The sequence below is a fragment of the Streptomyces sp. NPDC051243 genome, from assembly GCF_044455405.1.
Taxonomy (GTDB): domain Bacteria; phylum Actinomycetota; class Actinomycetes; order Streptomycetales; family Streptomycetaceae; genus Streptomyces.
In genome coordinates, this window is sequence record NZ_JBITES010000002.1 from 452,269 (window position 1) to 478,194 (window position 25,926).

At 69.8% G+C, this 25,926-nt stretch carries 26 protein-coding genes and 1 tRNA gene; 9 read left to right on the plus strand and 18 right to left on the minus strand.

Translation table 11 applies throughout. The annotated features are described in order from the left end of the window. Window positions 1–68: 68 nt before the first annotated feature. Genes ACIBAG_RS05930 through ACIBAG_RS05940 form a run of 3 tightly spaced genes read right to left on the minus strand, consistent with a single transcriptional unit; the run spans window position 69 to window position 2,502 of the window. On the minus strand, window positions 69–938 hold the full coding sequence (locus ACIBAG_RS05930; protein ID WP_399101404.1) for a MerR family transcriptional regulator: 870 nt from the start codon (window positions 936–938) through the stop codon (window positions 69–71). A 55-nt stretch (window positions 939–993) separates the two neighbouring features. Continuing rightward, the gene (locus tag ACIBAG_RS05935; protein ID WP_399101406.1) at window positions 994–1,500 is read right to left on the minus strand and encodes a glutathione peroxidase; all 507 of its coding nucleotides are present in this window, start codon (window positions 1,498–1,500) and stop codon (window positions 994–996) included. Window positions 1,501–1,509: 9 nt separating this feature from the next. After that, window positions 1,510–2,502, minus strand: coding sequence for an ArsR family transcriptional regulator (locus ACIBAG_RS05940; RefSeq protein WP_399101408.1), 993 nt, complete (start codon window positions 2,500–2,502; stop codon window positions 1,510–1,512). A 74-nt stretch (window positions 2,503–2,576) separates the two neighbouring features. Between ACIBAG_RS05940 and ACIBAG_RS05945 the strand changes: the two genes are divergently transcribed. Then, window positions 2,577–3,791, plus strand: coding sequence for an MFS transporter (locus tag ACIBAG_RS05945; protein WP_399101410.1), 1,215 nt, complete (start codon window positions 2,577–2,579; stop codon window positions 3,789–3,791). A gap of 142 nt (window positions 3,792–3,933) precedes the next feature. Further along, a complete protein-coding gene (locus ACIBAG_RS05950; protein ID WP_399101412.1) occupies window positions 3,934–4,767 on the plus strand; it encodes an SAM-dependent methyltransferase in 834 nt (277 codons plus the stop codon). A gap of 56 nt (window positions 4,768–4,823) precedes the next feature. Here the strand turns inward: ACIBAG_RS05950 and ACIBAG_RS05955 are convergent, their stop codons facing one another. Then, window positions 4,824–5,255 carry an SRPBCC family protein gene (locus tag ACIBAG_RS05955; protein ID WP_399101414.1) on the minus strand — a complete coding sequence of 144 codons (432 nt, stop codon included), beginning with the start codon at window positions 5,253–5,255 and terminating at the stop codon, window positions 4,824–4,826. Window positions 5,256–5,370: 115 nt separating this feature from the next. Continuing rightward, window positions 5,371–5,790 carry a hypothetical protein gene (locus tag ACIBAG_RS05960; RefSeq protein WP_399101416.1) on the minus strand — a complete coding sequence of 140 codons (420 nt, stop codon included), beginning with the start codon at window positions 5,788–5,790 and terminating at the stop codon, window positions 5,371–5,373. A 111-nt stretch (window positions 5,791–5,901) separates the two neighbouring features. On the opposite strand from ACIBAG_RS05960, the gene ACIBAG_RS05965 reads away from it, so the two are divergent. Further along, entirely contained in the window at window positions 5,902–6,303 is a 402-nt protein-coding gene (locus ACIBAG_RS05965) for a DUF6416 domain-containing protein (protein WP_399101418.1), read from the plus strand. A gap of 14 nt (window positions 6,304–6,317) precedes the next feature. Continuing rightward, the gene (locus ACIBAG_RS05970; RefSeq protein WP_399101421.1) at window positions 6,318–6,983 is read left to right on the plus strand and encodes an SMI1/KNR4 family protein; all 666 of its coding nucleotides are present in this window, start codon (window positions 6,318–6,320) and stop codon (window positions 6,981–6,983) included. A 222-nt stretch (window positions 6,984–7,205) separates the two neighbouring features. Here ACIBAG_RS05970 and ACIBAG_RS05975 read toward each other — a convergent pair whose 3' ends face one another. After that, the gene (locus ACIBAG_RS05975) at window positions 7,206–7,589 is read right to left on the minus strand and encodes a hypothetical protein (RefSeq protein WP_399101423.1); all 384 of its coding nucleotides are present in this window, start codon (window positions 7,587–7,589) and stop codon (window positions 7,206–7,208) included. Between the two features lie 613 nt (window positions 7,590–8,202). Beyond that, window positions 8,203–8,712 (minus strand): tetratricopeptide repeat protein, encoded by a 510-nt coding sequence (locus tag ACIBAG_RS05980; protein ID WP_399101425.1) that lies wholly within the window; start codon window positions 8,710–8,712, stop codon window positions 8,203–8,205. A gap of 806 nt (window positions 8,713–9,518) precedes the next feature. Here ACIBAG_RS05980 and chvE point away from each other — a divergent pair. Then, a complete protein-coding gene (gene chvE / locus ACIBAG_RS05985; protein ID WP_399101427.1) occupies window positions 9,519–10,604 on the plus strand; it encodes a multiple monosaccharide ABC transporter substrate-binding protein in 1,086 nt (361 codons plus the stop codon). Window positions 10,605–10,873: 269 nt separating this feature from the next. Here chvE and ACIBAG_RS05990 read toward each other — a convergent pair whose 3' ends face one another. Continuing rightward, complete coding sequence (locus tag ACIBAG_RS05990) at window positions 10,874–11,542, minus strand: glycoside hydrolase family 11 protein (RefSeq protein WP_399101429.1); 669 nt, start codon at window positions 11,540–11,542, stop codon at window positions 10,874–10,876. Window positions 11,543–12,071: 529 nt separating this feature from the next. Between ACIBAG_RS05990 and ACIBAG_RS05995 the strand changes: the two genes are divergently transcribed. Further along, entirely contained in the window at window positions 12,072–12,347 is a 276-nt protein-coding gene (locus tag ACIBAG_RS05995) for a hypothetical protein (RefSeq protein ID WP_399101431.1), read from the plus strand. 210 nt (window positions 12,348–12,557) lie between these two features. Here ACIBAG_RS05995 and ACIBAG_RS06000 read toward each other — a convergent pair whose 3' ends face one another. From ACIBAG_RS06000 to ACIBAG_RS06030, 7 genes are all read right to left on the minus strand, one after another. Further along, on the minus strand, window positions 12,558–12,938 hold the full coding sequence (locus tag ACIBAG_RS06000; protein ID WP_399101433.1) for a DUF6083 domain-containing protein: 381 nt from the start codon (window positions 12,936–12,938) through the stop codon (window positions 12,558–12,560). A 276-nt stretch (window positions 12,939–13,214) separates the two neighbouring features. Next, window positions 13,215–13,376 carry a hypothetical protein gene (locus ACIBAG_RS06005; RefSeq protein ID WP_399101435.1) on the minus strand — a complete coding sequence of 54 codons (162 nt, stop codon included), beginning with the start codon at window positions 13,374–13,376 and terminating at the stop codon, window positions 13,215–13,217. A gap of 278 nt (window positions 13,377–13,654) precedes the next feature. Then, window positions 13,655–14,815: an oxygenase MpaB family protein gene (locus ACIBAG_RS06010; RefSeq protein ID WP_399101953.1), complete on the minus strand. Its 1,161-nt coding sequence runs from the start codon at window positions 14,813–14,815 to the stop codon at window positions 13,655–13,657. Between the two features lie 34 nt (window positions 14,816–14,849). Beyond that, window positions 14,850–15,905, minus strand: coding sequence for a polyprenyl synthetase family protein (locus ACIBAG_RS06015; RefSeq protein WP_399101437.1), 1,056 nt, complete (start codon window positions 15,903–15,905; stop codon window positions 14,850–14,852). Then, on the minus strand, window positions 15,895–16,173 hold the full coding sequence (locus ACIBAG_RS06020; RefSeq protein WP_399101439.1) for a polyprenyl synthetase: 279 nt from the start codon (window positions 16,171–16,173) through the stop codon (window positions 15,895–15,897). The genes ACIBAG_RS06015 and ACIBAG_RS06020 overlap by 11 nt, the downstream gene beginning before the upstream one ends. A gap of 415 nt (window positions 16,174–16,588) precedes the next feature. Continuing rightward, a tRNA-Arg gene (locus tag ACIBAG_RS06025) sits at window positions 16,589–16,661 on the minus strand. Between the two features lie 783 nt (window positions 16,662–17,444). Further along, the gene (locus ACIBAG_RS06030) at window positions 17,445–18,140 is read right to left on the minus strand and encodes a type 1 glutamine amidotransferase domain-containing protein (RefSeq protein WP_399101441.1); all 696 of its coding nucleotides are present in this window, start codon (window positions 18,138–18,140) and stop codon (window positions 17,445–17,447) included. Window positions 18,141–18,415: 275 nt separating this feature from the next. Here ACIBAG_RS06030 and ACIBAG_RS06035 point away from each other — a divergent pair, with 275 nt between their 5' ends. After that, entirely contained in the window at window positions 18,416–19,333 is a 918-nt protein-coding gene (locus ACIBAG_RS06035) for a LysR family transcriptional regulator (RefSeq protein ID WP_399101443.1), read from the plus strand. 76 nt (window positions 19,334–19,409) lie between these two features. Here the strand turns inward: ACIBAG_RS06035 and ACIBAG_RS06040 are convergent, their stop codons facing one another. Beyond that, the gene (locus ACIBAG_RS06040; protein ID WP_399101445.1) at window positions 19,410–21,098 is read right to left on the minus strand and encodes an IclR family transcriptional regulator C-terminal domain-containing protein; all 1,689 of its coding nucleotides are present in this window, start codon (window positions 21,096–21,098) and stop codon (window positions 19,410–19,412) included. Between the two features lie 264 nt (window positions 21,099–21,362). After that, the gene (locus tag ACIBAG_RS06045; RefSeq protein WP_399101447.1) at window positions 21,363–22,643 is read right to left on the minus strand and encodes a M6 family metalloprotease domain-containing protein; all 1,281 of its coding nucleotides are present in this window, start codon (window positions 22,641–22,643) and stop codon (window positions 21,363–21,365) included. A gap of 256 nt (window positions 22,644–22,899) precedes the next feature. On the opposite strand from ACIBAG_RS06045, the gene ACIBAG_RS06050 reads away from it, so the two are divergent. Together ACIBAG_RS06050 and ACIBAG_RS06055 are read left to right on the plus strand one after the other, a co-directional pair. Continuing rightward, window positions 22,900–23,544: a TetR/AcrR family transcriptional regulator gene (locus ACIBAG_RS06050; RefSeq protein ID WP_399101449.1), complete on the plus strand. Its 645-nt coding sequence runs from the start codon at window positions 22,900–22,902 to the stop codon at window positions 23,542–23,544. A gap of 174 nt (window positions 23,545–23,718) precedes the next feature. Further along, a complete protein-coding gene (locus ACIBAG_RS06055; RefSeq protein ID WP_399101451.1) occupies window positions 23,719–25,260 on the plus strand; it encodes an MFS transporter in 1,542 nt (513 codons plus the stop codon). Between the two features lie 111 nt (window positions 25,261–25,371). Here ACIBAG_RS06055 and ACIBAG_RS06060 read toward each other — a convergent pair whose 3' ends face one another. Continuing rightward, the gene (locus tag ACIBAG_RS06060; RefSeq protein WP_399101453.1) at window positions 25,372–25,884 is read right to left on the minus strand and encodes a MarR family winged helix-turn-helix transcriptional regulator; all 513 of its coding nucleotides are present in this window, start codon (window positions 25,882–25,884) and stop codon (window positions 25,372–25,374) included. Window positions 25,885–25,926: the final 42 nt, after the last annotated feature.

Below are 25,926 nucleotides of genomic sequence, written 5' to 3' on the forward strand. Positions count from 1 at the left end.
GCCCGGGTACCGGTCACCGGACCGATCCTCGTCCCGTTCCCCGTTCCCCGTTCCCCGTTCCCGCCCGGTCACCGCACCGGGAACGCCACGTCGCACACCGGGTCGTCGGCTCCCGCCGCGTCCCAGTCCGCGAAGTAGATCTCCCGGCACGGTCCCGCCATCCACAGCCCCTGCCCCGGAATCCACTCCTCCACCGCCTCGAAGGCGGCCAGGATCTGCGGATGGGCCACCTGGGCCTTGGTGATCCGGGTGTAGGCCAGCCGCTGGGCCGGCTCCACCCGCACCTTCGTCGTATGGGTACGGCCCTGCTTCTCGACCCACGCCCGGGCCGCCGCCTCGTCCGCCACCGGCACGCACGACTCGGCGGGCCCGTCGCTCTCCATCGACACCTCGGAGTGGTACACGACGAACGGCGCCGCGGTGATGCCGCCGCAGTCCTTCGCGCCCTCCTCCAGCCGCCCCAGCGACGCGCCGATCCAGGCCGGCAGCTCGCCGGCCAGCACATGCCGGGTCTCGGTGATCAGCACCTGCTCGGGCACGTCCACCGTCTCGACCACGAACTTTCCGTACATCTCGGAGCTCCTCCCCGACAGTCGTCCACGGAGGTACTCGGCGAGCGTCCGCTGCCCCGCCACCCGCGCCTCGACGTCCGCCCAGTACACGGCGAGCCGGTCGGCGGCCGTGGCCCCGTCCGGGGCCTCGACGACCTCGGCGACCCGCGCGAGCGGCATGTCCAGCTGGCGCAGGAGAGCCACGAGGCGGGCGCGTTCGATCTGGTCGACGCGGTAGTAGCGGTAGCCGCTGAGCCCGTCGACGTGCGCGGGAGCCAGCAGCCCGAGGCGGTCGTACAGCCGCAGGGCCTTGGCCGAGAGCCTGGCCCGCGCGGCGAACGCGCCGATGGTGAGCAGTTCGTCGTCCACGGCCTCATCCTCCGTCACCGGGCGGCTCTTCCGCCCGGTGCGGAGAACGGTCGACCCTGCCCCTGGGGCAAGGTCAACCGGCCAGCTGACCCTCGATCGCGGCGACGACCTCCGCCGCCTCCGGCTCGGTCTGCGGCGAGAAGCGGGCGACGACCTCGCCGTCCCGGCCGATCAGGAACTTCTCGAAGTTCCAGCGGATGTCGCCGCTGTGCCCCTCGGCGTCGGCGAAGCCGACGAGCCGCTGGTACAGCGGGTGCCGGTCCTCGCCGTTCACCTCGACCTTCTCGGTCATCGGGAAGGTCACGCCGTACGTCGCCGAGCAGAACTCGGCGATCTCCTCGGCGCTGCCGGGCTCCTGCCCGAGGAACTGGTTGCAGGGCACGCCGAGCACGGTGAAGCCACGCTCCGCGTACTGCTCCTGGAGCTTCTCCAGGCCCGTGTACTGCGGGGTCAGGCCGCACTTGGAGGCCACGTTGACGACGAGTACGGCCTTGCCCGCGTACTGGGAGAGGTCCGCGGAGCCGCCCTGGAGGGCGCCGATCTCGACGTCGAGGGGGGATGCGTTGGTGTCAGCAGTCATAAGCGGATGCTAGCTCCGGTAGGTACCGGGCCCATGGCCCGGTCCCGCCGCCTTCACGAGCACCTCCCCGGCCGCCGTACGCGAATACAGCACCGATCGCCCCGCCCGCCGCCGCTCCACGAGCCCCGCGTCCAGCAGCACCCGCAGATGGCGGCCGACCGAGCCCAGCCCCTGCCCGGTCACGGCGACCAACTGGGTGGTGCTGAGCGGGGAGTCGAGGAGGACGAGCACCGCGGCACGCGCGGCCCCCAGCAGCGCGCCGAGGCTCGCCGGAACCGTCCGCCCGCCGGGGTCGGCGAGCGCTCCCGCGCACGGGTAGACGACGGCGTACCGGTCGGGCTCCTCCCAGGACACCCAGCCGCCCTTCGGTGTGACCGGCACGAAGACGAGTTCGGCGCCGGAGATCTCGCGGGGCGGGTTTTCGTGCAGGTTCACCTGGAGCCGGTTGTCGCCGAGCCAGCGCGTGCTTCCCGGGCGCAGGGAGTCCAGTACCGCCGCCCAGCCGCCCCGGCTCACCTGCGCGGTCCGCGCGACCACATCGGCCTCCAGGACACGTCGGCGCCGGTCCCAGTCCGGGCTCACGGCCTCCGTCCAGACGTAGGCGAGGAGCGCGGCGGCGCGTTCGGGCAGGTCGTCCCGGTCCAGTACGGCGGGCAGGGGCCCCGCGAGGGAGACGGCGAGGTGGGCGCGGGCCGCGCCGGGGTCGGCCGCGCGCACCCGTGCCACGCCGTCCGCGAAGGTCTCCCCCTCCCTCGGGGTCGGGGTGAGGAAGTCGGCGATCCAGTCCTTTCCGAGCCCGGCCCGCACCAGCCGCGCGGTGACCGGGTCGGCGGCCAGGCGGTCCCGGTAGCCGGGTAGATGGGCGTCCAGCCAGGCGCGTTCGCCGGGGTGGGCGGCGGCGGCCGAGTGCAGCAGCTTCAGCGCGGCGAAGGTCTCGGCGAGCGGGGAGAGCACGAACCGGCTTCCGGCGAGCGTGTCGGCGTTGACCTGCCACCAGCCCATGAGCCTCCCCCTGACCTTTCGCGCCGTGGCGAAACAATAACGGCCCGTTCGGCGGCCGCCCGAGACTCCGCCGTATGCGCAGTTACCGACAGCTGTTCCGCACCCCGGAGTTCACGCCCTTCTTCCTCTCCTACGCCGCCTTCAACGCGGCCCTGACGATCGGTGGACTGTCGCTCGCCACGCTGGTCTACCGTGCCACCGACTCGCCGCTGCTGGCGGCGCTGAGCATGTTCGGTCCGCAGCTGGCGCAGGTGCTGGGCGCGACCTTCCTGCTCTCCGGCGCCGACCGGCTGCCCCCACGGGCGACGCTGGCCGGGACCGGGATCGCCTTCGCGGCCCTCACGGCGGTGCTGGCCCTGCCCGGACTGCCGGTCTGGGCGGTCTTCGCCGTGGTACTCCTGCAGGGCCTGATCGCGTCGCTGGGCGGGGGAGTGGCCGGGGGACTGCTGAACGAGATCCTCCCCAAGGACGGCTTCGTACTGGGGCGTTCGGTGTTCAACATGGCCTCCGGGCTGATGCAGGTCCTCGGTTTCGCGACGGGCGGCGCGCTCCTGGCGCTGCTGTCCCCGCGCACCTGCCTGCTCCTCGCGGCGACGCTGTACGCCGTGGAGGCGCTGGGCCACCGGCTGGGCCTGTCCGCCCGCCCGCCCCGCGCCTCGGGCCGCCTCTCGGTCACGGCGACCTGGCGCAACAACGCCTTCCTGTGGTCCTCGCGGCCACGCCGCCTCACCTACCTGGGCCTGTGGATCCCCAACGGCCTGGTCGTCGGCTGCGATTCCCTCTACGTCTCCTACGCCCCGCACGCCGCCGGCGCGCTGTTCGCGTCCGGGGCACTGGGCATGTTCGTCGGTGACGTGGTCGTCGGCCGTTTCGTACCGCCCGCCCTGCGCCCCCGGCTGGCCACCCCGCTGCTCCTGCTGCTGGCGACGCCGTACCTGGTCTTCGCGTTACGGCCGGGCGTGGCGCTGGCGGCCCTGGCCGTGTGCCTCTCCAACGTCGGGTTCGCCGCGAGCCTGGTCCAGCTGGAACGTCTGATGTCCCTCACGCCCGACGACCTGGCGGGCCACGCCCTCGGACTGCGGTCCTCCGGGATGCTCACCATGCAGGGCGTGGCCGCGGCCCTCGCGGGAACGGTGGCCCAACTGACCTCGCCCGCCACGGGGATGACCGTCATGGCTGCCGCGTCGATCACGGTGACGCTGACGCTGGCGGGATTGCAGCGCCCGCCCCGATCGGCCGAGAGGGGAGTGGTTCCCACCGGCCTTTCGGCCCGGTCGTCACGGGAATGAGGGCGGGGTGGCCAAAACTTCACGGTGCGTGAGGCGCTTCTTCGGTAACTCCCGTATACACCACGGGAGTTCACTAGGTTGGTTGATGATTTGACCACGCCGGCGACCCGACCCGTCCCGTCCCATCCCCCGGAGGCCCCCCGTGCCCGACCCCGACCCCGCCGTCCCCACCAGCGCCGCCGAGCGGACGCGGGCCCGGATCGACACCTCCAAGCCGCACTCGGCCCGCTTCTGGAACTACTTCGTCGGCGGCAAGGACCACTACGAGGTCGACCGGCGGATCGGCGACGAGATCAAGGAGATCTTCCCCGGCCTGGTCGACGTGGCCGTGACCAGCCGCCACTTCCTGGGCCGCGCCGTACGCCACCTGGCCGGTGAGGCGGGCATACGGCAGTTCCTGGACATCGGCACCGGACTGCCGACCGCCGACAACACGCACCAGGTGGCCCAGCGCGTGGCGCCGGACGCGCGGATCGTGTACGTCGACAACGACCCCATCGTGCTGGCCCACGCGAGCGCCCTGCTCACCAGCACCCCCGAGGGCATGACGACGTACCTGGACGCCGACCTGTACGACCCCGAGGTGGTCCTGGAGGCCGCCGCGGGCACGCTCGACCTCTCCCGCCCGGTCGCCCTGATGATCCTCAACACGCTCGGCCATGTCGCCGACCACGACCAGGCCCTCGACCTGGTACGCCGCCTCCTGGCCGGCCTCCCCTCGGGCAGCCACCTGGTGATCAGCGACAGCACGGCCACGAGCGAGGGCATGATCGCCGCGTCGGAGGCCTACAACGCGAGCGGCGCCGTGCCGTACCACGTCCGCAGCATCGGCGAGATCGCCGCGTTCTTCGACGGCCTCGACCTGGTCGACCCCGGCATCGTCCAGGTACCCGAGTGGCGCCCCGACGCCTTCGGCCCGGCGGATCCGGCGACGGCCGCGGTCGACGCGTACTGCGGGGTGGGGCGCAAGCCCTGAGGGTGCGGGCGGGGCCGACGGGCTTGTGCAGCCCCGGCGGTCCCGTCCCTTCCCTCTCACCGCCCCTGCTCGACGTACTCCTTGAACTGCTCGAGGTCACCCCGGACCAGCCGCTCGATCGCGTTCGCCTGGGCGAACCCCTTGGGCCCGCCGAAGGCCTCCCGGACCGTGCCCGGGTCGTACTCGACCCGTGCCTGGACCCGGGTGTGGCCCTGGTCGATGGCCAGCAGCGAGAAGGAACCCGCCAGCCGGGGGTCGCCCGTGGTCCGCCACTCCAGCACGCGTTCCCCCGCCCGGTCCGACACCTCGGCCTCGAACTCCCGGGCCCGCCCCCCGGCCTCGACATCCAGCCGCGCCCGCCCGCCCGCCTCGGTACGGGCTCCGCGTACGCCCGCCAGGAAGCGGGGATAGTTCTCCACCGGGTGCAGGCCGTCCCAGGCCCGGTCGATCGGGACTCCGACATCCACGTGTTCTTCGAGGGTGCTCATGGCCCACCTCCACGTCCGGCTCACGAGGCATTCCCCTGTGTTTCCAGTGTGCGCCTGGTGGAGGGTGCCTCTCCTGCTCGCCACACAGGCAACCCCCACCACACCAGCCCCCGCCTCATCGCTCCCGAGCACCACGTCTCCGCGGCCGACCGCCAAGGGCGTCACCCTTCAGCCCGCCAACCCGCGCGAACACTGCCCCGCTCTTCGGGCAGGCCCACACGGCCGCCCCGTCGACGACCCCGGCCTCCAGCGGATGCCCGTCAGGGTGGTCGGGACAGTGCGGCCAGACCGCGGGCGCACCCTGCGCCCACAACGCCTCCACCGCCCACTCCTGCACCTGCTCCGCGAGGTCGGCGAGCCGTTCGGCGGGGGTGAGACGCGGCGGCGGAACCACCAGTCCCTGCCCGCTGCCGTCGGGCGCGTGCAGCACGAGCCCGTACTCCTCGTCCTCACGCAGCCGCGGCCGTACGGCACACTGCGCCCGCAGGTCGTGCAGGACCGCGTCCAGTGCCTGGGTGAACTCCTCGTCCGCCACGACTGGTTCTCCGTCTCGTTCGTGCGGTGCGCCGAGGAAGTAGTACTCCTCTGGGCGCCGAACAGTTGAGCCTGGCAGGGTAGTGACCTGTTCCTATGAGTGAAGGCGGATATGACGGTGTATCTGATCGAGGCTGATCCGCGCTGGGCGAAGCACTCTGGCGAAGAGGGACACCACGGCCCGGAGTGGGGGCCCGAGGACCTTGAGCGCGCGGCGGTGTTCCTGACCGAGCTGGCGCCACAGGCCCTGCAGGTGTTCGAGTACCTGCTGCGTAACCCCGGCCGAGAGATCCACTGTACGGAGCTGGTGGACCAGGCCCTGGGCGGGTCGAACGACGTCGATCCGGCGCGCCGTGTCGCAGGCGTACTGTCCGGGATGAGCAAGGCACACGGCAACAGCGGGCGGCGCTATCCGTTCTCCTGGTGGGAGGCCCCCGAGGGGGGTACGGGCGCGACGTACGCGGTCCGCCCCTCCGTGGCGGCGGTGTTTCTGGCCGCTCGGCTGGGACGGTAAGTGGCGGGTATTGCGTGAGCTGGAGCGGTGTCCGTGAGCGGGTGGAGGCTCTGAGGCGCGCTGACAAGGAGCGGGAAGTCTTCGGCGCATGGGGCAAGTACGGCGGAACGGGGCATCACTTCCGGCTTGCCGACCCGTTGGCGGAGGCGGAGGTTGCCGAGGCGGAGGCGCAGTGGGGCGTCTCGCTGCCCGTGGACTACCGGGGCTTCCTCCTCGAAGTCGGTGCCGGCGGTGCGGGGCCGGGATATGGACTCGCCGTGCTGGGTCGTACATCTGCCGGTTGGCTCTGGAGCGACCCGGGCGGCGGTACCGTCCACGAGCGACTGCGCTTCCCTTTTCCGGGTGGGGAGGAGAGCGCGCGTGCCCAGGCCGAACACGAGCGCAAGGAGCCGGTCGAGTCCGACTTCGAGGATGAAGCAGCGTTCCGTGAGGCGTATCGCGGGTGGCTGGCGGAGGACGAGAGGCTGTTCGACTGGTTCTCGTCCGGTGCTGTGTGCCTCAGCCACGAAGGGTGCGGATACTTCGACTGGCTGGTCGTGTCCGGTCCGCAGCGGGGCCGGATGTGGCTTGACGAAGGTGCGGGCGACGGAAGGTTCAGCCCCCTCGGAGAGGCGGGATTCGCTGGTTGGTACCTCGACTGGGTCGAGAGGTCCGAGGCTGTCGTGCGGCGTGGGGGGTAGGAGAGGCCGATCGGCGCGGGGGGATGCCAAAGGCCCCGGACCATGATCGGTCCGGGGCCTCTCGACTGGTGCCCTGCCGGTATTCGCACCCCCGACACCCGCTTTCCCCACCGCCGCCCACCGGCCTGGCCCCCGCCACCCGCAGACCCGGATCCTCGACCCTCGGCGGCCGGCCCTGGTCAACCCCGTGTCAGGGCCGTCCGGCGCCGGGCCCCGGGTGAGCTACTTGCCGAGGACGACGGTGTTGTTGCAGCCCTGGGTCGAGCCGATGCGGGTGATCTGCGTGCCCGGCGAGCCCTCGCCGTTGTACCGGTTGCCCTCCCGGCCGTTCTGGTACCCGAACTGGCCCTGCACGTCGACGTTCTCCTCGATCGTCGTGCATGTGGTGCTCTGGCTGATGAGGAGCGTCTTGCCCTCTTTGCCCTCGCTCTTCTTTCCGTGGCCGTGCTTGTGCCCCTTCTTGTGCCCGTGTCCCTGCTTGTGCTCGTGTCCCTGCTTCTTTCCGTGTCCGTGTCCGTGCCCGTCGGCGTAGGCGGTGCCGGCGCCGAGGAAGCCGATGGCGCTGAGGAGGACGGCCACGACAGCGGTCTTGCGAGGCTTGCGCATGTCTTCTCCGAGCGTTGAAGCGGACGCGTACGCGATCCGCCACGTCATAAGGTGACGAGAGGTTAATGCGGAAATATCGGATAACTGCTCGTCGGCACGCCGGATCATCCGAAGAACGAACAAGGATGCCGGGCCCACGTCCAGCTCAAGTTCCGTGTACGGCAAAGGCATTGGCCGACCGGATGCGTGCGTAGGCACTCCGCGCAGAACCACCCGTGTGGCGTGGAGAGCGACCACCGGACGGGGGTGCCTCTGCGCATGTGAGACAAGGGCGACCGCGACCACCAGCCCCGCACCGGTCCGGCTGCCCACCGCCGCGAACTCGCCGAGCTCTTCCACGGTTTCGACCCCGACAGGGACTGCCTGATCGACGAGGCCGCGAGCGGGCGGCAACCTGCCCGCATTCATACAATCGCCCCGGAGTGTTCATCGAAGCCGGCCGTGGGTCATCAACACCCGTGTCCGGTACGTCACAAGGAGCAGACGGCCACGATCAGCGGCGGCCACCCGGCGCCCCGAGCGTGATCAGCTGCTCGCCGGGCCCCGGGAGTGTGAACCGGGGTATCCCCCTGCGGGGTGTTCTCGCTGCCCATGGTATCGGCGGAAAAGCGAATCAGTCGGCTCGGACTGTGTGGTTGAGGTCTTGGGCGTACGTCTCGATGGCTCGCCGGTACTGGCGCACGTAAGGGTCCTCGCTGGTGGTGGCGAGCAGCTTGAGCAGGATGTGCATGGCTTCGTGGTGCTGGCCGGTGTTGAACAGGGCCATGGCGAGGAAGGTCTGCAGGGCACCGTCGCCGGGGAACTCGGCCGTGCCTTGGCGGAGGGTGTCGACCGCCTGGGTGTACCGGCCGAGTATCCGGTAGGTGCTGCCGAGGCCGAGGAGGGCTCCGCGGCGGTCTTCCGCCGACAGCCCTGATCCGCTGAGGCCGGCTTCGTAGAAGGGGACGGCCTCCGCCTCCAGGCCCAGCACGTCATGGACCCAGGCGGTCTGATAGGCCACTTCGGCGTCCCCGGGGTGCTCGGCGGCCAGATCCAGCAGCCGTCTCCGGGCCTCTTCGGGGTTCCCCTGCCGACGCAGGCGGATGGCTTCGGCCAGCAACTCGTCTCGTGTGAGTCCGTTCATGTCCCCCATCGTCTGCGGTCGCCCGCCGCTGACCGGCAGGGGCCTTCCCGACTGCGTTGGCGGTTGATCCGGCGGATGCGCAGGAGCTGGCCACCGTGCGATGAGCACTGGCTCCGCCCCGGTGCCGTTTCAGTCGGCAGCCGTCTCAGTCGCCCCGGCTCCGAGTCCACGACCGCCGGGGGCGGTACCGCTGCACGGACGTCGGTCCCGCTCACCGTGGCCGCGCGGCCGCACTTTCTGTAACCGTTCCAGTTCATACTGTTGACACCTCCCCGGCTTCCCCTTACCTTCGCCGCCAACCTTCCGAACATGTGACGATATTTCGAACATTTGAAAGGCGAGTTGCCCTGTGCGTTGCCGGAACCAGCACGCATGTGGTCGGAACGCCGTGGCGCAGCCTGACGTACGCACAGGTGCACCCCTAGGTCGTGTCCGCAAAGTCCCGTCGTCCGCCCGGAGGGCAGGCGGGATTTTGCGGACACGGCCTAGCGCCGGCGCGAACAGCGAGCCGGTCCGACCCGGCCCCGACGACCCCGGCGGCCATGTGTGGACCCACGAGGGCGCCGAGCTGATCCGTCCCGGCACACGGCCCCGTCCGAAGTCCGGTCTGTCCAGGGCGCCCGGGGATCTGCCTGTGCGGCACCCGTCTGCGAGAGCCGGCGGTCGACACCGCCCGGTAGCGGGTGCGGTGCGTCCCGCTCGTTCTCGACCTGCCTGCCGGCGGCCCGGCCTGCTCCACCGCTTCCCCCACGACGTCTGATACGCCGTCATCCCCTCAACGACGAGAAGGACAAGGAACAACCAGCATGCTCAATCGAAGAACCGTCCTCGCCGGAGCCGCCTCCCTCGCCCTCACTCTGTCCGCCTGCGGCCGCAGCAGTGAGAGCAGCTCGGAGGACAGTTCCGAGGGCGGTACCGTCGGCCTCGCCATGCCGACCCGGTCCTCCGAGCGCTGGCTCACCGACGGCAAGAGCCTCGTCGAGGGCCTCAAGGCCAAGGGGTACAAGACCAAGCTGGTCTACGGCGACGACGACCCGAAAGCCCAGGTCGCCCAGATCGACAAACTGATCCGGCAGGGCGTCGACGCACTGATCATCGCGGCCATCGACAACAAGTCGCTGAACGGCGTGCTTCAACAGGCTGCCGACGCGGACATTCCGGTGATCGCCTACGACCGGCTCATCCTCGGCACGAAGAACGTCGACTACTACGTTTCCTTCGACAACGAGATGGTCGGTCGGGTCCAGGCCCACCACATCATCGAAAAGCTCGGCTTGGAGGACGGCAAAGGCCCGTTCAACATCGAGTTGTTCGCCGGCTCCCCCGACGACAACAACACCAAATACTTCTTCGACGGTTCGATGGCGCTCCTGCAGCCGTATCTGGACAGCAGGCAGTTGGTCGTCCCGTCCGGCAAGACCGAGCTCGACCAGATCACCACCCTGCGCTGGGACGGGGCCACCGCGCAAAAACGCATGAGCGGCGTCCTCGCCGAGTGGTACCGCAGCGAGCGGATCGACGCGGTCCTGTCGCCGTACGACGGCATTTCCCGGGGCATCCTGTCCGCGCTGAAGTCGGCCGGTTACGGCTCTGACAGCAAGCCCCTCCCCGTCATCACCGGTCAGGACGCCGAACTGGCGTCAGTGAAGTCAATCATCGCGGGGCAGCAGTCGCAGACCGTCTACAAGGACGTCCGTCGGCTCGCCGAGGCCGCCGCGATCATGGTCGACGACATACTTACCGGCTGGACGCCGTCGGTGGACGACATGAGCACTTACAAGAACGGCGTCAAGGCCGTGCCCGCCGTCCTGCTGCAGCCCGAGAGCGTCGACAAGACCAATTACAACACCCTTGTGCGAGACGGCTACTTCACCGCCGAAGAGCTCAAGTAGCGGCACGGCCGCTCTGCGACAACGCCCGCACGACGCTCGCCATGACACTGACACCCTCCTCCCCATGGCGGTTGGAGTCGTGCCCCGCGTGGCGCCGGAGAGCCTGGGCCACTCTGGGATCAGCCTCACCGTGAACGTGCAGCACGGACGCCGCCCAGGACACGCATCGGGAGACATCCGCCCCCGCGCTGACCTGCGCGGGGACGGACGTGAGGTGGCGATACGGAGCCCGACACCGCCGCTCCGCAGCGAACCCTCCCCGAACCGGCCTAGTGCACCGTGATGTTGGAACTCCCGCTGCTCTGGTATCCCTCGGTGGCGAGGATCATGTAGTAGTTGAAGCTGCCCAGGCGCATTCCGGCGCGGGCCCAGGCGTCGAAGTGGTTGCCGGTGGTGATGGTGCCACCGGTCCGCTTCGACTGCCGGACGCTCCAGTACTGGTTGAACGTGCGGATGCCTTCGACGGACGGGGCGTTGTAGCGCGTGGTCTGGTAGATGTCGTACGTGCCGCCGTCGCTGCTGACAGTGCCCTTGTACGTTCCCGTGGGCCGGTAGGTGCCCCAGTTGTCGACGATGTAGTACTCGACGAGCGGGTTCGACGTCCACCCGTAGAGAGTCAGGTAGCCGTTGCCGGACGGGTTGAAGCTGCCGGAGTAGGTCACGGTCCGGCGTGAGCCGTTGCTCCAGCCCTTGCCGGCGACGAAGTTCCCGGTGTTCCTCCATGAGGTGCTGTAGTTGCCGCCGGAGTTGAGGGTCATGGAGACCGTGCCCTGGCTGTCCGTCCAGAACGAGTAGTAGTACCCGTTGTTGGTCCCGGTCTGGTTCGTGGTGATGACCGTGGCCGCCTCGGCGGTGCCGGGCAGGGCCAACGTGGCGCCGGTGGCCAGCAGCAGGGTGCAGACGCTGCGGCGGGTCGGGTGTGCGGGTCCGTCGTTCATGAGCGTGCTTCCTCCTCGTCCTCGTCACGCCGACGGGGCTGGGCAATGTGTGTCGACGGGTGGTTCGTGCCAGCCCGCGCCGACAGTGGTTGAGCTCTGCCGACGGCGCCAGTTTTGGTATGGCCCTGTCAACTGTCAATAGTTTCGACATTGATCTCGAAACATTCGCGCAGGAGGGCGGTGCTTGGTGAAGGCGTTTAACCTGCTCATGGCCGTGATCGATGGACTGAATCAAAGTACGCATTACCGGTCGTGACTGCTAGATCAAGATTCCAAGTCTGGCTCTTCGAATGTTTCGAAGACTGGCGGTGTTTGTCGCGGTTCCTGATCCAGGGCGGGGGAGGGGGCAGCCCGTAGATGGCCGCGGCTTACCAACCGGTCGGGCATGCATCGGGCACGCGTTCAGCTACACGGTTGACGCAGTCCAGGCCATGATCCTATTGTCCGCCCTGCGCGTGGTTGCAGCCGACGGCAATGAAAGCCGGCCGGATTCTGATTAGTGCCGAAATCTGAGTGAATGAGGGTAGTCGTGGGGGTGCTGCTCTCGTACCTGATCCTTTTCCTTGTTCAATGCGGTTTGATGGCGCTGCAGATTGTCGGCGCGTTCCTGCTCATGTTGAGTGCCGCTCTGTTTATCAGGCGCTTCGCTGTTGCGCGCAAGCGTCGACCCGATGGCCACTTCCTGAAAGTGACGCCGGTGGCACCATATGTACTCGGCGGCATCGGAATTTGCTTGCTGGTTCCTGCTTCGGCGGCACTCTTCATCGGGAAGAAGTTGGGCATTTTTGAAACCTGGGCGATTTAGGCCGAACCCGTTGTGGTCCGCGAGGGCGTTCTGGGCCTGTCCGGGCCGGTAGTGATCGGCTGCGGGCGCGGTGGTTGCTTCACGTTGCTGCTGTACATCGCCAGTTTGGAAGATCGCGTATGCGTTCCCAGCTGGACGCTGCCCGATCGGGCACGCGGAGGACACGGCTACGGACCGATCAGGGCCTCATCTGGCCCAAGAGCCCGACTACTAGGGCCCGCTCCAGTCGGGCACGCACATCATGCGGTGCGCCGGCACGACGGGTTCACTCGGCAGTGGATCGACTCCACGGACCCTTACAGCCACGACATCTGCGGCGACGGAGGACCGGCCGCTCCGGAGCTTCGTCAAACGCCAGCGGAAGGGCTCCGGGACGTCTTTGGCGGGCAGCTCCACCATGGCGAGGCTGACCCATCGGTCGTAGTTGGTCGGGTATACGCGGATCGGGCCGCTGCACTTGGGGCAAGTCGGCGGCTCGATCCACGACACGTCGTCCGGGTCGGGTTCAGGCCTTGGTGCGGCTGTGGCCCCGTCGAGTTCGGCCATCTCGTTCGCGAGGATGTTCCAGCACGACTCGCAGAGTCTCGCCATGAGGTCGATCCGGCCTCGATCGCGCACGGTAGGGCTTGCCGCCCCGCAGCGATGGCATAACCACTCTTGATCCCCCAATGCCCCCATGTGTTCAAGTGTGCGTGAATCTGACTGGATTGCAGTAGGCAGCGATTCGGCCTCGTTGGTGTGATCGTGCGAGCCCCTTGTACACGCCGGTCAAGCGCTCCATGCGCACCTCGATCCCGGTGGCTGCGTACACCTCGCGGCGGCCCCCTCCTCGCCGCCTTCGCCGGACTGCGGTTCGGAGAACTGACTTCACCCCGCAGGCGGGACGTCGACAACGCCGCGCTCCTGGTCCAGCGCGCGCAGGCCGAGACGCAGACCGGGGCGCTCTTCGACAAGGCCCCCAAGTCGAATGCCGGTGTCCGCCCGATGGCCTTCCCGTACGAACTCCTGCCGGACGTGAAGCGTCGTCACGCCGCCTACGCCCGAGCCGGCCGCGACGGGACACATCGTCCTCGGCCCGCCTTGTGGCCCGTGTGTGGCACGGCCATGATCACGCGCAAGGGCCAGTTCGAGGGGATCACGCCCCTGAACCGGCCCTCAGTCGTGTGCCCGGCAGGATTCGAACCCGCCGCACCCGCTTCGGGAGTTTTCCCTGGCGGGGCTGTGACCTGCGGAAACATCGAGCGCAGGGCGTCTGGCCCGGTCTGAACCCTGGAGCGTGCAATACCGGAGCCTGGGCATCTGTGTGATCAACAGACTGTGGCCGCGGGTGGATCCCATCGGCGGGTACGGGGCACCGCGGGGGAGATGCCGTAGTCCTTCTTGAGCTGTTCGGGGATGGCGTAGTGCATGACGCGCCCGCGGGTGAGGGAGGACAGCTCGAAGACGGTGGTGAGGTGGCCGAGGCGGTCCAGGGCCCAGGCACCGAGAGGGGAGCGGTCCTCGATGGCCTCCAGGACACCGAGGAGGTGGGGCACGGCTTTGACGACGGTGTCCCACGGGGTGTGCGGTACGTCGAGCCAGCCCGCGCAGGTGTCGCCGATGAGGTGGCGGATCAGAGCGGAGACGATCGGGTCGAAGAAGGTGCCGGGCACGATCTCCTCGTAGAGGTCGATGAGCTGCCGGGTCAGCTGTGCGCCCTCTTCGGAAGGACCCATGTGCCGGATCATGTACAGGTCGAGGAACTGGCGGGCCTCGTCGAGGGTCTGCGGGACCGCGTCCTGGTCGACGCCGAGCATGGCTCCGACCACCCGCCATGCGTAGTAGTAGGCCTCCGCGCCTTCCTGTGACATGTGGATGCCGAGGCGGTGCGTGCTGTCGAGCACGAGCAGGGAGAAGAACATCTGGCCGCCGATCATGTCCTCCTGGCAGATCGGCACGCCCAGCGCGTCGGCGTCCCATCGGTTCTCGCGCCCCAGGTGATAGCGGATGGAGGCGTGCAGGAGGCGGACCTTCTGGGCGGCGGGGACGAAGCGGCCGCCGGCTTCGAAGGCGTCGGGCTGCATCAGGAAGACGGTGAACTGGCCTGTCTCCGCCATCCTTTTGGAGGGGTACTTCAGTCCGTGGGTGGCCGACAGCAGCTTCGCCACGTGCGGTACGACGTAGCAGGCGGGCATGGAGGCGAAGGACAGCGCGGTGGAGATGTGCACGTTGTTGTCCATGAAGAACAGCCGGGCCTTCTCCATCTCCGACCAGTCCACCCAGGCCGGCGGGACACGGGTGGCCTCCAGGTACTCCCGTGCGACGTCGGGCAGACCGTCGGGCAGGGGAGCGCCGGCGGTGGAGACGTAGCGCATCAGGGAGTTGAACGTGCCCACCTGGCCGCGCTCGAAGAGCGTGGCGACGGTGGCGTCGGCGAGTTCGTCACCGGCCTGCCGCAGGGCGTCCATCGACGCGTCGGTGTACGTCATCGTCATGGCAGGGCTCTCCGTTGTGGCTGAGTTCTCAGAACTGGCGGTCCGCCGCGGACCGGGCCAGTGCGGTCAGGGCGGTGTGGGCAGGGGCCGGTGCGCCCAGCTCGTCGAGAGCACCGAGCGCCTCCTCCACCCGTACGCCGATCATGTCCTCGATGCGGTCGGGCGCCTTCAGCACGCGCATCACCTCGCGGACCGTGTCCAGGGCGTCCGCGTCCAGGCGGCGTCTGCCCAGCACGGCCCGCAGCCGCGCGCGGTCCTCGTCTCCGGCCAGGCGCCAGGTCTCCGCCAGCAGGGCCGTAGGCCGGTGGCCCTCCACGTCGTCGGCGTTGGCCTTGCCGGTGCGCTCCGGGTCTCCGAACAGACCGAGCAGGTCGTCCCGCAGCTGGAACGCCTCGCCCAGCGGCAGCCCGTACGCGGAGTAGCCCTCGCGCATCCGCGGACCGGCCCCGGCCAGGGCGCCGCCGATCAGCAGGGGCTGCTCGACGGTGTACTTGGCGGTCTTGTAGCGGATCACCTTCAGCGACGACTCGGTGTCCGGACCGGCTCCGGTACGCAAAATCTCCAGGCACTCGCCCGCGATCAGTTCCCGGGCCATCACCGACCACAGGGGGCGGGCACGGGCGAGGTACGCGGCGGGCACGCCGCTGGTGGCGAACAACTGCCCGGCCAGCGCCATCAGCAGATCTCCCACCAGCATCGCCAGCGACCTCGCCGCCGCCGCGCCGCGCGGACGACGCCGCACGGCATCGCGCAGGGCGACATGGGCCGTGGGGCGCCCGTGCCGCAGCGGACTGTCGTCGATGAGGTCGTCGTGGACGACCGCGGCGGCGTGCACCAGCTCCATGGACGCCGCCGCCCGCACCAGCGCGTCGCTGTCCGGCTGGCCCACCGCGCGCCAGCCCCAGTAGCAGAACGCCGCGCGCAGCCGTTTGCCCTCCGCGACCGCGGCCTCCAACCGCTCGGCCACCGGGGCCAGGAGCGGATCGATCGCGGCGAACTGATCGGCTTCCTGGGCGACGAACCGGCGCAGCACCTCGTCGATGCGGACCTTGAACGCGACCGGCTCCCACCGGTCAGTCATCATCGGCGCTCTTCCGAGCCGACACGTGCCGGGCGAGGATCTCCAGGTGAGCCGGGGGCACGGCCGCGTACCGGTCCAGCACCAGGCGCCCCCGCGCCGCGAGGTCGTGCTCGGCCTGCGCGGCCAGCTCCGTGGCGTCCGAGCGGCGCAACAGCCCCCGCACCGCGCCGACGGCCGAACCCAGCGTGCTCACGGCCAGATCGGCCAGCCCGGCCACCAGCAGCAACGCCTGCTCGTCCAGGCTTTCGCGCCGTCCCGTTTCTCGCGTCATGCTCTTCCCCACCCACAGCCCATCCGGGCGGCGCCGGTCACGCGCCGTCCCTTTGAGCATCGCGTCACATCGGGTGGGAGTCCGGAAGAACTCACGATCGGGTGATCACATCGATCGATCGTGCGGACCGCCGCTGCGGCGGCCCCGCACTCGGCGGTCTGGCGCCGGGCTGATCACTGCGGCGGTTCCGCTGCCCACGCCTGCATGGTCGCTCCGCCGTCCTCACCGCAGCCGATGCTCGGCCGGCCTCCCACGCGGACCAGGCGCTCGGACATGACCGACCGGCCCAGGTGCGTACCCCTCTCATGGAAGATCATTGGGGTGTGTGGCATTCATGTGGCGTTGGGTCATGAAAGCGGCCCCCCGTTCGAATGGAACGAGAGGCCGTCAATCCGCTGACCTGCTACGCAGGCTGTGCCCCCGGCAGGATTCGAACCTGCGACACCCGCTTTAGGAGAGCGGTGCTCTATCCCCTGAGCTACGAAGGCGGGGGCTTGTGGAGAACCTTGTTGAAAACCCAGGAGATGGATCTTCAGCTAGGGGCACAAGCCCGCTGGTCAGACGTGGTGCGACGCCCCTCCACGGTGTCATGCGCGTAGACAGCGCGACGTACCAACGACCGGCCATGGACAGCGTAGCGGATGCGCGTCAGTGCGGGTCATTCATATGGGAGGAGACGGGCTGCGGGCGGACATGAGCTGCTCTGAGCTGCTGCTTCTGTGGCTTGCGATGAGCGATGAGCGATGAGCGATGAGGGATGGCGAGGCACAGAGGCCGAGACCGGCTGGACCGTTCTGTCCCCTGGCGTTGGTCCGGCGCTCCGGACCGCACTCGTCAGCTCCGCTGCGGGCCCTGCTGGACCTGGCTATCTACAACAGCGCGACCGGCAAGTTCGTGATCTGGATGCACAAGGAGAACGGCAAGGACTACACCCAGGCCCGGGCCCGCAGCGCCGACCAGGCGGGCAGGGCACGTACCAGTTCCGGCAGGGGCCGCCACGGGCACGCCCATCCGTCGGTGGTCTCCGTGGTGCGCGAGGCCCTGGGGCCGATCAGGACGCGTGGGACCGGTTCGCGACCTGCCCGGCCTCCTACTCGGGGCCGACAGCTTGGCCGCGCCTCGGCGACCTGCTGGACGCGGCTGCCGCAGGGACACCGTGGCCGAAGCCGCCGGGCAGCCGGTGAGCAGCGGGCGCGGGCCTGGGACACGTTCACGACGAGTGGGCAGGAATTCTCCGTCCCACCGATGCCGGCGTGGAGCGCGGCGTTGCGTCAGGGCAGCTTCTTGAGCATTTCGGCTGCTGCCGGGCCCGCGGAGGCGGGGTTCTGGCCGGTGATCAGGTTGCGGTCGACGACCACGTTCGGGGCCCACGGCTCGCCCTCCTGATAGTCGGCGCCGATCTCGACCAGGCGGTCCTGGAGCAGCCACTTGGCGCCCGCCGCGAGGCCCGTCTGGGTCTCCTCGGCGTTGCTGAAACCGGTGAGCCGGTAGCCGGCGAAGGCATTGCGGCCGTCGGTCAGGGTGGCGGCCAGCAGGGCGGCCGGGGCGTGGCAGACCACGCCGAGCGGCTTGCCCGAGGCGAGGGCGTCGACGAGGAGCTTGCCGGAGGTGGCGTCGACGGCCAGGTCCTCCATCGGGCCGTGGCCACCGGGGTAGTAGACGGCGGCGTAGTCGGCGAGGTCGACGTCCTCCAGCCGGACGGGGTGCTGGAACTCGCTGATCGAGGCGAGGTCGTCCGCCATCTTCCGCGCGCCCTCCTCGCCACCGTTGAACTCCGGGGCCAGGCTGCCCTGGTCCACGGGCGGTACGACGCCGCCCGGCGTGGCGGCGACGATCTCGTGGCCGGCGGCTGTGAAGGCCTGGTACGGGACGACGGCCTCCTCGGCCCAGAAGCCGGTCGGGCGCTTGGTTCCGTCCGCCAGCGTCCAGTGGTCGGCGCCGGTCAGCACGAAAAGGATCTTCGACATGGTGGGGTCTCCTGGAGCTTTGCTATGCGGTCTCGGCCGAAGCGCCGAGAATTGAAATCCACTGCGTCGCCTTCGTCTCGAAACTAGAGCTGCTGAAGTATCCGCGCCAATGAAGAGATCGATACCAGGTATCGATGGCCCGATGGCCCGATGGCATACGTGGTCCCGTGGTCCCGTGGTCCCGTCGTTCGGAGGTTCGGGTGGTTCGGTGTCTCGTTCCCCCAGGGGGAGCGGGCGGCATGTGGTTGCCACACCTACCTCGTAGGCTCGAAGCCGTGGGCGATCACGACACTCATGGGTCCGGGCCGCTGGACCTGAACCTGCTGCGAACCTTCCTCGCGGTGCACCGCCTGGGCTCCTTCACCGCCGCCGCACGTCAGCTGAGCGTGTCGCAGTCCACCGTCACCACGCAGATCCGGGCGCTGGAGAACCGCCTGGGCCGCGAGCTGTTCGAACGCCGGGCGAAGGGTGTCATGCCGCTGCCCCATGCGGACGAACTCGCCAACCAGCTGTCTGCCCCCCTCGACCGCCTGGCGGTCATCACCGGCGAGGAGCCGAGCAGCACCGTGGCACCGGTGCATCTGGCGGGGCCCGCGGAGTTCATGAACGTGGTGGGCCTCAAGGCGGTGGCACCGCTGGTCGCGCAGGGCGTCCGGCTGAGGGTGGCCGTCGGGCTGACCGAGCCGCTGCTCGAGGAGCTTCGGGCCGGACGCCACGACCTCGTCGTCGCCACCCGACGCCCTCGCGGCCGGACGCTGCACGCGGAACTTCTCGCCGACGAGGAATTCGTCCTGGTCGCCGCCCCCGTATGGGCCGAAAGGCTCGAAGAGCTCGAGGGGCGCGAGCTGCCCGCCACCCTCGAGAGTCTCCCGCTGATCACCTACGCCGAGGACCTGCCCATCGCCCGCCGCTACTGGCGCCATGTCTTCGACCGCCGCCTGCACGTCCAGGCCGCGATCACCGTCCCCGACCTGCGCAGCGTCCTCACCGCCGTCACTGTCGGCGCCGGCTGGAGCGTCCTGCCCAGCTATCTGTGCCGCACCGAGCTGGCCTCCGGCGCCCTGCGACTGCTGCACCAGCCGGCGGACCCGCCGATCAACACCGCCTACCTCGTCCAGCGCCCGGGCAACTCCACCAACCCGCACGTGGCACTCGTCCGCGAGCATCTGCTGGCCGCCGCCAAGGACTGGTGAGCCGCCCGCACGGCGCGAGGCCTGCCTCGACGCACCAAGTCGCACCGCCGGCACCCAAGTCGCAAGCCACCCCGACTCACACCACCGGCACCCGAGCAAACCTCCCCGCCACCCCCAGATCCGCCGTGATCCGCTCGGCCGTAGCCGTCAGCTCCGGCAGCACGTCCCGGACGCACTCCTCCACCGACCGCCGAGCCGCGTGCGTCGCCACGTTCGCCGCCGCCACAACCCGCCCTGTACGGTCCCGCACCGGTACCGCGATCGACCGCAGGCCCTCCTCCAGTTCCTCGTCGACGAGGGCGTAACCGCGCCCACGGATCTCCTCCAGTTCCGCCGCGAGGGTCGTCGGGTCCGTGGTCGTGCGCGGGGTCAGTGGGCGCAGTTCACCCAACCGCCGATCCGCCGCGGGGACATCCGCCAGCAGCACACGGCCCAGCGATGTCGCGTACGCCGGAAGTCGCGTGCCGACCGTGACGTTGACGCTCATCACGCGGCTGGTGGCGGCCCGGGCCGTGTACTGGATCTCCTCGCCCGACGGCGTCAGCACCGCCAGGGACGCCGACTCGTGGACACGGTCGGCCAGTTCGGCCAGGTGCGGAGTCGCGATCCGGGCCAAGGTGGTGCGGGACAGGGGTGGGAAGCCGAGGGACAGGACGCGCGGGGTGAGGGCGAAGCCCCGGGTGCCGGACTGGCGTACCAGGCCGAGGTGTTCGTACGTGATGAGCGCCCTGCGCGCGGTGGCCCGGGACAGGCCCGTCGCCCGTGCCACGTCGGTCAGCGTCAGCTCGGCCCGTCCCGTGCCGAAGGCGGTCAGTACGGTCAGGCCGCGGGCCAGCGACTCGACGAACTCCCTGCCCAGTTCCTGTTTGGAGGCGCCCGTCCAGGTCGCCAGGCCCGCCGGTGCCTGGCCGGGCCGGGGCGGCGGTGCCTCGCGCAGCTCGCGTTCCATCTCCGCCACCGCCGTGCGCAGGCGGGGCAGGAGCGTGTCGCGCAGGTTCGCGGCCGTGTGGCGGCTGGTGTGGCTCACGACGCTCGCCACGCAGGCGATACGACCGCCCGCCCGAGGATCCCGTACCGGTACCGACACCGCCACCAGCCCCGGCTCGATCAACTGGTCGTCCAGCGCCCAGCCGTCCTTCCGGGCCCGCTCCGCCCGGCGTTCGAAGTCCTCGTCGGCGGATGTGTGCTCCGTGGGTGGTACGGCGGGAAAGCTCCGGTCCTCCGGGTCCGCCGCCCGGCGCTCGTGCCACGCCCGCCATTGCGCGTCCGTCCACTCCGTGGCGAACAGGGGGCCCGGCGCGGTGCGTTCGGCGGGGAGCAGGTCGCCGATGCGGAAGCTGAGGGACATCGCGCGGCGGCGGGTCGCCTGGTGGATGAAGCGGATGCCGTCGCGGTCGGCGACCGCCAGCGACACCGACTCGTCCAGTTCGTCGGCGAGCGCGTCCGCGTGGGAGGAGAGGAGGTCGGGCAGGGCGAGGGCGGCCAGGTAGGCGTTGCCCAGTTCCATGACGCGGGGGGCCAGTACGACGTCGCGGCCGTCGAGGCGGACGTAGCCCATGCGCGCGAGCGTGGACGCGATCCGGTCCACCGTCGAGCGGGCGAGGCCGGTGCTGCGCTCCAGCCCGCTCGCGCTCAGCGTCCCGCCGGCCTCCGTCAGCCGCCGCAACACCGCCACCCCCCGGATCAGCGGCGTGACCGCCTCCGCCGGCACGCCACGGTCGTCCGGCATGGCACGGTCGTCGTCCAGGGTCGTCTTCGCGGGCATCGGCTCTCCGTACGGCGTTCGGGCAGCCCTAACCGTAATCCGCCCCACGCGCGCGTACGGCAACCCCGACCCGCGCCCGGGCACCACCTCATTCCCTCGGGCCCGCTCAACCCCCGGATCCCCTCAACCCCCGGACCCTTTTAACCCCCGACCCCCTTAACCCCCGACCCCCTTATCCTCCGACCCCCTTATCCTCCGACCCCCTTATCCTCCGACCCCCTTAACCCCCGCCCCCCTTGACCCCCGTACCGAACCCCCTGCCCCCTACTCCCGCACAACCCGAACCCGATAAGTCCCCGCCAAATCCGCCCCCACCACCGAGACCCGCACCCCCCTCTCCGAATCCCGGAACTCCTCCCCAGGCACGAACGTCGCGTCCGACAGTTCCGCGTGGACGTTGGGACTGCGGGTGCAGCCGCCGCTGTCCTGCTGGGAGTCGTGGACCTTCACCGGGCCCATCCCGGTGTCCACGTCCGCGTCGACCTTGTAGATCAGGATGCCGGGGCGGCACACGGTCTCGTCGTTGCCCTCGCGGGTGCGCAGTTCGACGGCGTAGCCGCTGCGGCGGTCCAGTGGGACGAACACCAGCTTCGGGCCGCCCTCGCGGGCCAGCGGTGTCAGTTCGTAGTCGGTGCTTCCGGAGGCGGTCGCGCACCGTACCTGTGCCGCGTCCAGCCAGCCCAGCTTCCACTTGTGCCAGCCGAGCAGGTCGTTGTTGGCGCCCCAGTCCTCGCTCATGATGTCCCAGTGGCCGACCGCGCCCCCGCCCTCAGCGGTGTACAGGTCGGGCAGGCCGAAGACATGGCCGTTCTCGTGGGGGAGGACCCGGTAGCCGGTGCGGCGGTAGGAGCCGGAGCCGTCGTCCTGACGTGAGTAGACGAAGGAGGCGTTCGCGACCGAGACGCCGTCGGCCACGGGGGCCTCCGTGTTGCCCGCGAAGGAGACGGACAGAACCGTGTCCAGGGCCGACGGGCCGGCGTTCGGTGTCACCAGCACGTTCAGGAAGTCGTACGACTTGAAGTCCACCTTGGGATCGGCCGCGGCCACGATGTCCTGGACCAGCTGCCGGTACCCGGGGTCGAAGGGCGCGCCGCGCTCTATGCCGTAGTCGCGGAAGGACTTGGGCATGCGCAGCCAGCCGCGGATCGGGGTCCGCGGGCGGTAGTCGAGGCGGCCGTAGGAGCTGGTGCGGAACCAGTCCTGGGTCTGGGGGAAGAACTCCGCGAAACGGTCGAGCGCGCGGCCCGGACCGGGTGCGTCGGGGAAGTCGACCATCACGGTGAGGGCGTGGACGGTGCCGGTGGAGCGGGAGTAGCCGCGTGCCGTCGGCACGCCCTCCGACATCTGGACCGTCGGCCGGCCGCTGATCATGCAGGGGCCGAGGGGGGAGGAGCGGTCGAGCGCGATCGGTCCCGCTCCCGTCGCCGTCAGGGTGCCCGCCGTGTGGTGCCCGGTGCCTGCCGAGGTGCTGACCGCCAGGGTCAGGGCGGTCACGGAGGCCAGGGCGACCACACGGCGGGGGCGTATCCGACGGCTCGGCTGCATGCATGGGCCCTTCAGTCCATGGCAGCGCGCCGGCCGCGTGCTGCGCCCTCTCGATCACCCTGTGTCGAGGGGTGCGCGGGCGCGCGTTGGAGGAGACCGAACGTGGGTTCTTTTGCGGGGCGCTTGTGACTCAGGTCACATGGAATCTTTTCCGTCGTGGGAAATAACCGGGGATGCCTTCCCCGTTTAGCCAGGTGTCCGAGCGAAACGGGGACAGCCTCCCCGGATCGCCACCACTGGAACTCAGGAGTACGCCGTGCAGACCGCGACCCCCGTAGCGCGCAAGGCGAGCCGGCCGCGCGCCGACGCCCTGCGCAACCGGGAGCGGATCGTCACCGCCGCCCGGGAGATGTTCGTCGAACTCGGCCCCGACGTGCCGCTGGACGACATCGCTCGCCGGGCCGGCGTCGGCAACGCCACGGTGTACCGCAACTTCCCCGACCGCGACGCGCTGATCCGCGAGGTCGTCTGCTCCGTCATGGAGCGTACGGCGGCCGCCGCCGAACTCGCGCTGGCGGAGACCGGGGATGCCTTCGAGGCCCTGGAGCGCTTCGTGCACACCGCCGCCGACGAGCGGATCAGCGCGTTGTGCCCGATGGTCCAGAGCACCTTCGACAAGAACCACCCGGATCTCGAGGCCTCGCGGCAGCGGGTCGAGCAGCTCATCGGGGCGATCATGGACCGCGCCAGGGCGGCCGGCCAGCTCCGCTCCGATGTGGACGTCGGCGACATCATGCTCGTCGTCGCCCAGCTCAGCCGGCCCCCGGCCGGGACCGGGTGCAACATCGCCGACCGCTACGTCCACCGCCATCTGCAGCTGCTCCTGGACGGACTGCGGGCCCCGGCCCGCTCGGTCCTGCCGGGCGCGGCGATGACCATGGAGGACCTGCGTCAGGCCTGACCGATCAGTTCGCAGAGCAACGCCAGTCAGAACTCCGAATCGCAGTACCGAGTCCTCACCGGCACACCGGTACCGGGTCTCACCGGCCGTCGAAGCCGACGAGCCGTCCCCTTTAGACACGCACTTTTTTTAGACACGCACTTTCCGTCACGAAGTCCCGAAGTGGGTACCCCCATGTCTGAAACAGCCGCAAAGGCTCCCGGCAGCACCCTCGGTGCCGTCGATCCCAACCGCTGGAAAGCGCTCGTCTTCATCGCGCTGGCCCAGCTGATGGTCGTGCTGGACGCGACCATCGTGAACATCGCCCTGCCCTCCGCCCAGCAGGACCTGGGGATCTCGGACGGCAACCGGCAGTGGGTCGTCACGGCCTACGCCCTCGCCTTCGGTGGTCTGCTGCTGTTCGGCGGCCGTATCGCCGACCTGTGGGGCCGCAAGCGCGCCTTCGTCGTCGGTCTGGCCGGCTTCGCCGCCGCCTCCGCGCTGGGCGGCGCGGCCACCAACGAGGCCATGATGTTCGGCGCCCGTGCCCTGCAGGGCGTCTTCGGCGCGCTGCTCGCGCCGGCCGCGCTGTCGCTGCTCGCCGTGATGTTCACGGACGCCAAGGAGCGTGCCAAGGCGTTCGGCATCTACGGTGCGATCGCCGGTGGCGGTGGCGCCGTCGGTCTGATCCTCGGCGGTTTCCTCACCGAATACCTGGACTGGCGCTGGACGTTCTTCGTGAACATCCCGTTCGCCGTGGTCGCCGCGGCCGGTGCCTGGTTCGTCATCCGTGAGCCGGAGGGCGGCCGCAACCGCAACCCGCTCGACATCCCGGGCGTCCTGCTGTCCACCCTGGGCCTGGTCGCGCTGGTCTACGGATTCACCCGCGCCGAGTCCGAGGGCTGGGGCGACTCGATGACGGTCGGCATGTTCGTCGCCTCCGGTGTGCTGCTGCTGGCCTTCGTCCTCGTCGAGGCCAAGGTCAAGGCCCCGCTGCTGCCGCTGCGCGTGGTCACCGAGCGCAACCGCGGCGGTGTCTACCTCTCGCTCGGCCTCGCGATCATCGCGATGTTCGGTCTGTTCCTCTTCCTCACCTACTACCTGCAGATCGTGAAGGGCTACTCGCCGGTGAAGACCGGCTTCGCCTTCCTGCCCATGATCGCGGGCATGATCGCCGGGTCCACCCAGATCGGCACCCGGCTGATGACCCGGGTCGCGCCGCGGCTGCTGATGGGCCCCGGCTTCCTGGTCGCCGCGCTCGGCATGCTGCTGCTGACCCAGCTGGAGATCGACTCCTCGTACACCACGCTCCTGCTGCCGGCGATGCTGCTGCTCGGCCTGGGTATGGGTACCGCGTTCATGCCGGCCATGTCCCTGTCCACGCAGGGCGTCAGGCCGCAGGACGCCGGTGTCGCCTCCGCGATGGTCAACACCTCGCAGCAGGTGGGCGGCGCGATCGGTACGGCCCTGCTGAACACGATCGCCGCCTCGGCCACCACGTCCTACATCGCCGACCACATCGGCGGTGCGGCCAGCCGGTCCCAGCAGCAGCTGGTCCAGCTGGAGGGCATGGTGCAGGGCTACACCAGCGCCATCTGGTTCGCCGTCGGCATCCTGGTGGTGGCCGCGGCCATCGCCCTGACCTTCGTCAACGCCGGCCGCCCGGGCGGTACGACGGTGGCGTCCTCCGAGGAGGGCGCGGCGGACGAGGTGCCGGTGCCGGTCGTCGCGCACTGAGTCCGACGACCGTAGGCCCGTACCCCTTGGGACCAGGCGTACGTACGGGGATGGGGACGCTCCGTACGTACGGCCTTCAGGGACCTGCCCCGGCTCGCTGAGATGAGCGGTTCAGCGCAGCCAGGGCAGGTCCGCACCCGCTTCGCTCGGCTGCAGGCCCTCGGCGACGATCTGCATGATCTCGCCGAGGGCCTTCTGCTGTTCGGTGGTGAGCCGGTCGAACATCGCCTGGCGTACGGCCTCCACATGGCCCGGCGCGGACTCCCGCAGCACCTCGAGGCCCTGGTCCGTCAGCACCGCGAACTGGCCCCGCTTGTCGTCGGGGCAGTCCTCGCGCCGCACCCAGCCGTTCTTCTCCAGCCGGGCGACCGCGTGCGAGAGCCGGGAACGGGTGATCTTGGCGAGCATCGCCAGCTCGGTCATCCGCAGCCTGCGGTGCGGGGCGTCGGCGAGCTTGACCAGGAGGCCGTAGTAGACGTGCGGCATGCCCGCGTCCCGCTGGAGCTGGCGGTCCAGGTGGTCCCAGAGCAGGGTGGACGCTTCCATGTACGAGCGCCAGACACGCTGCTCGTCGTCGGTGAGCCAGCGCGGTTCCGCCGGCGCGGAGGTAGATGCCGTATTCATGTACCCCACTGTACGAGAGCTCTCCTTGAAGTTTTAACTACC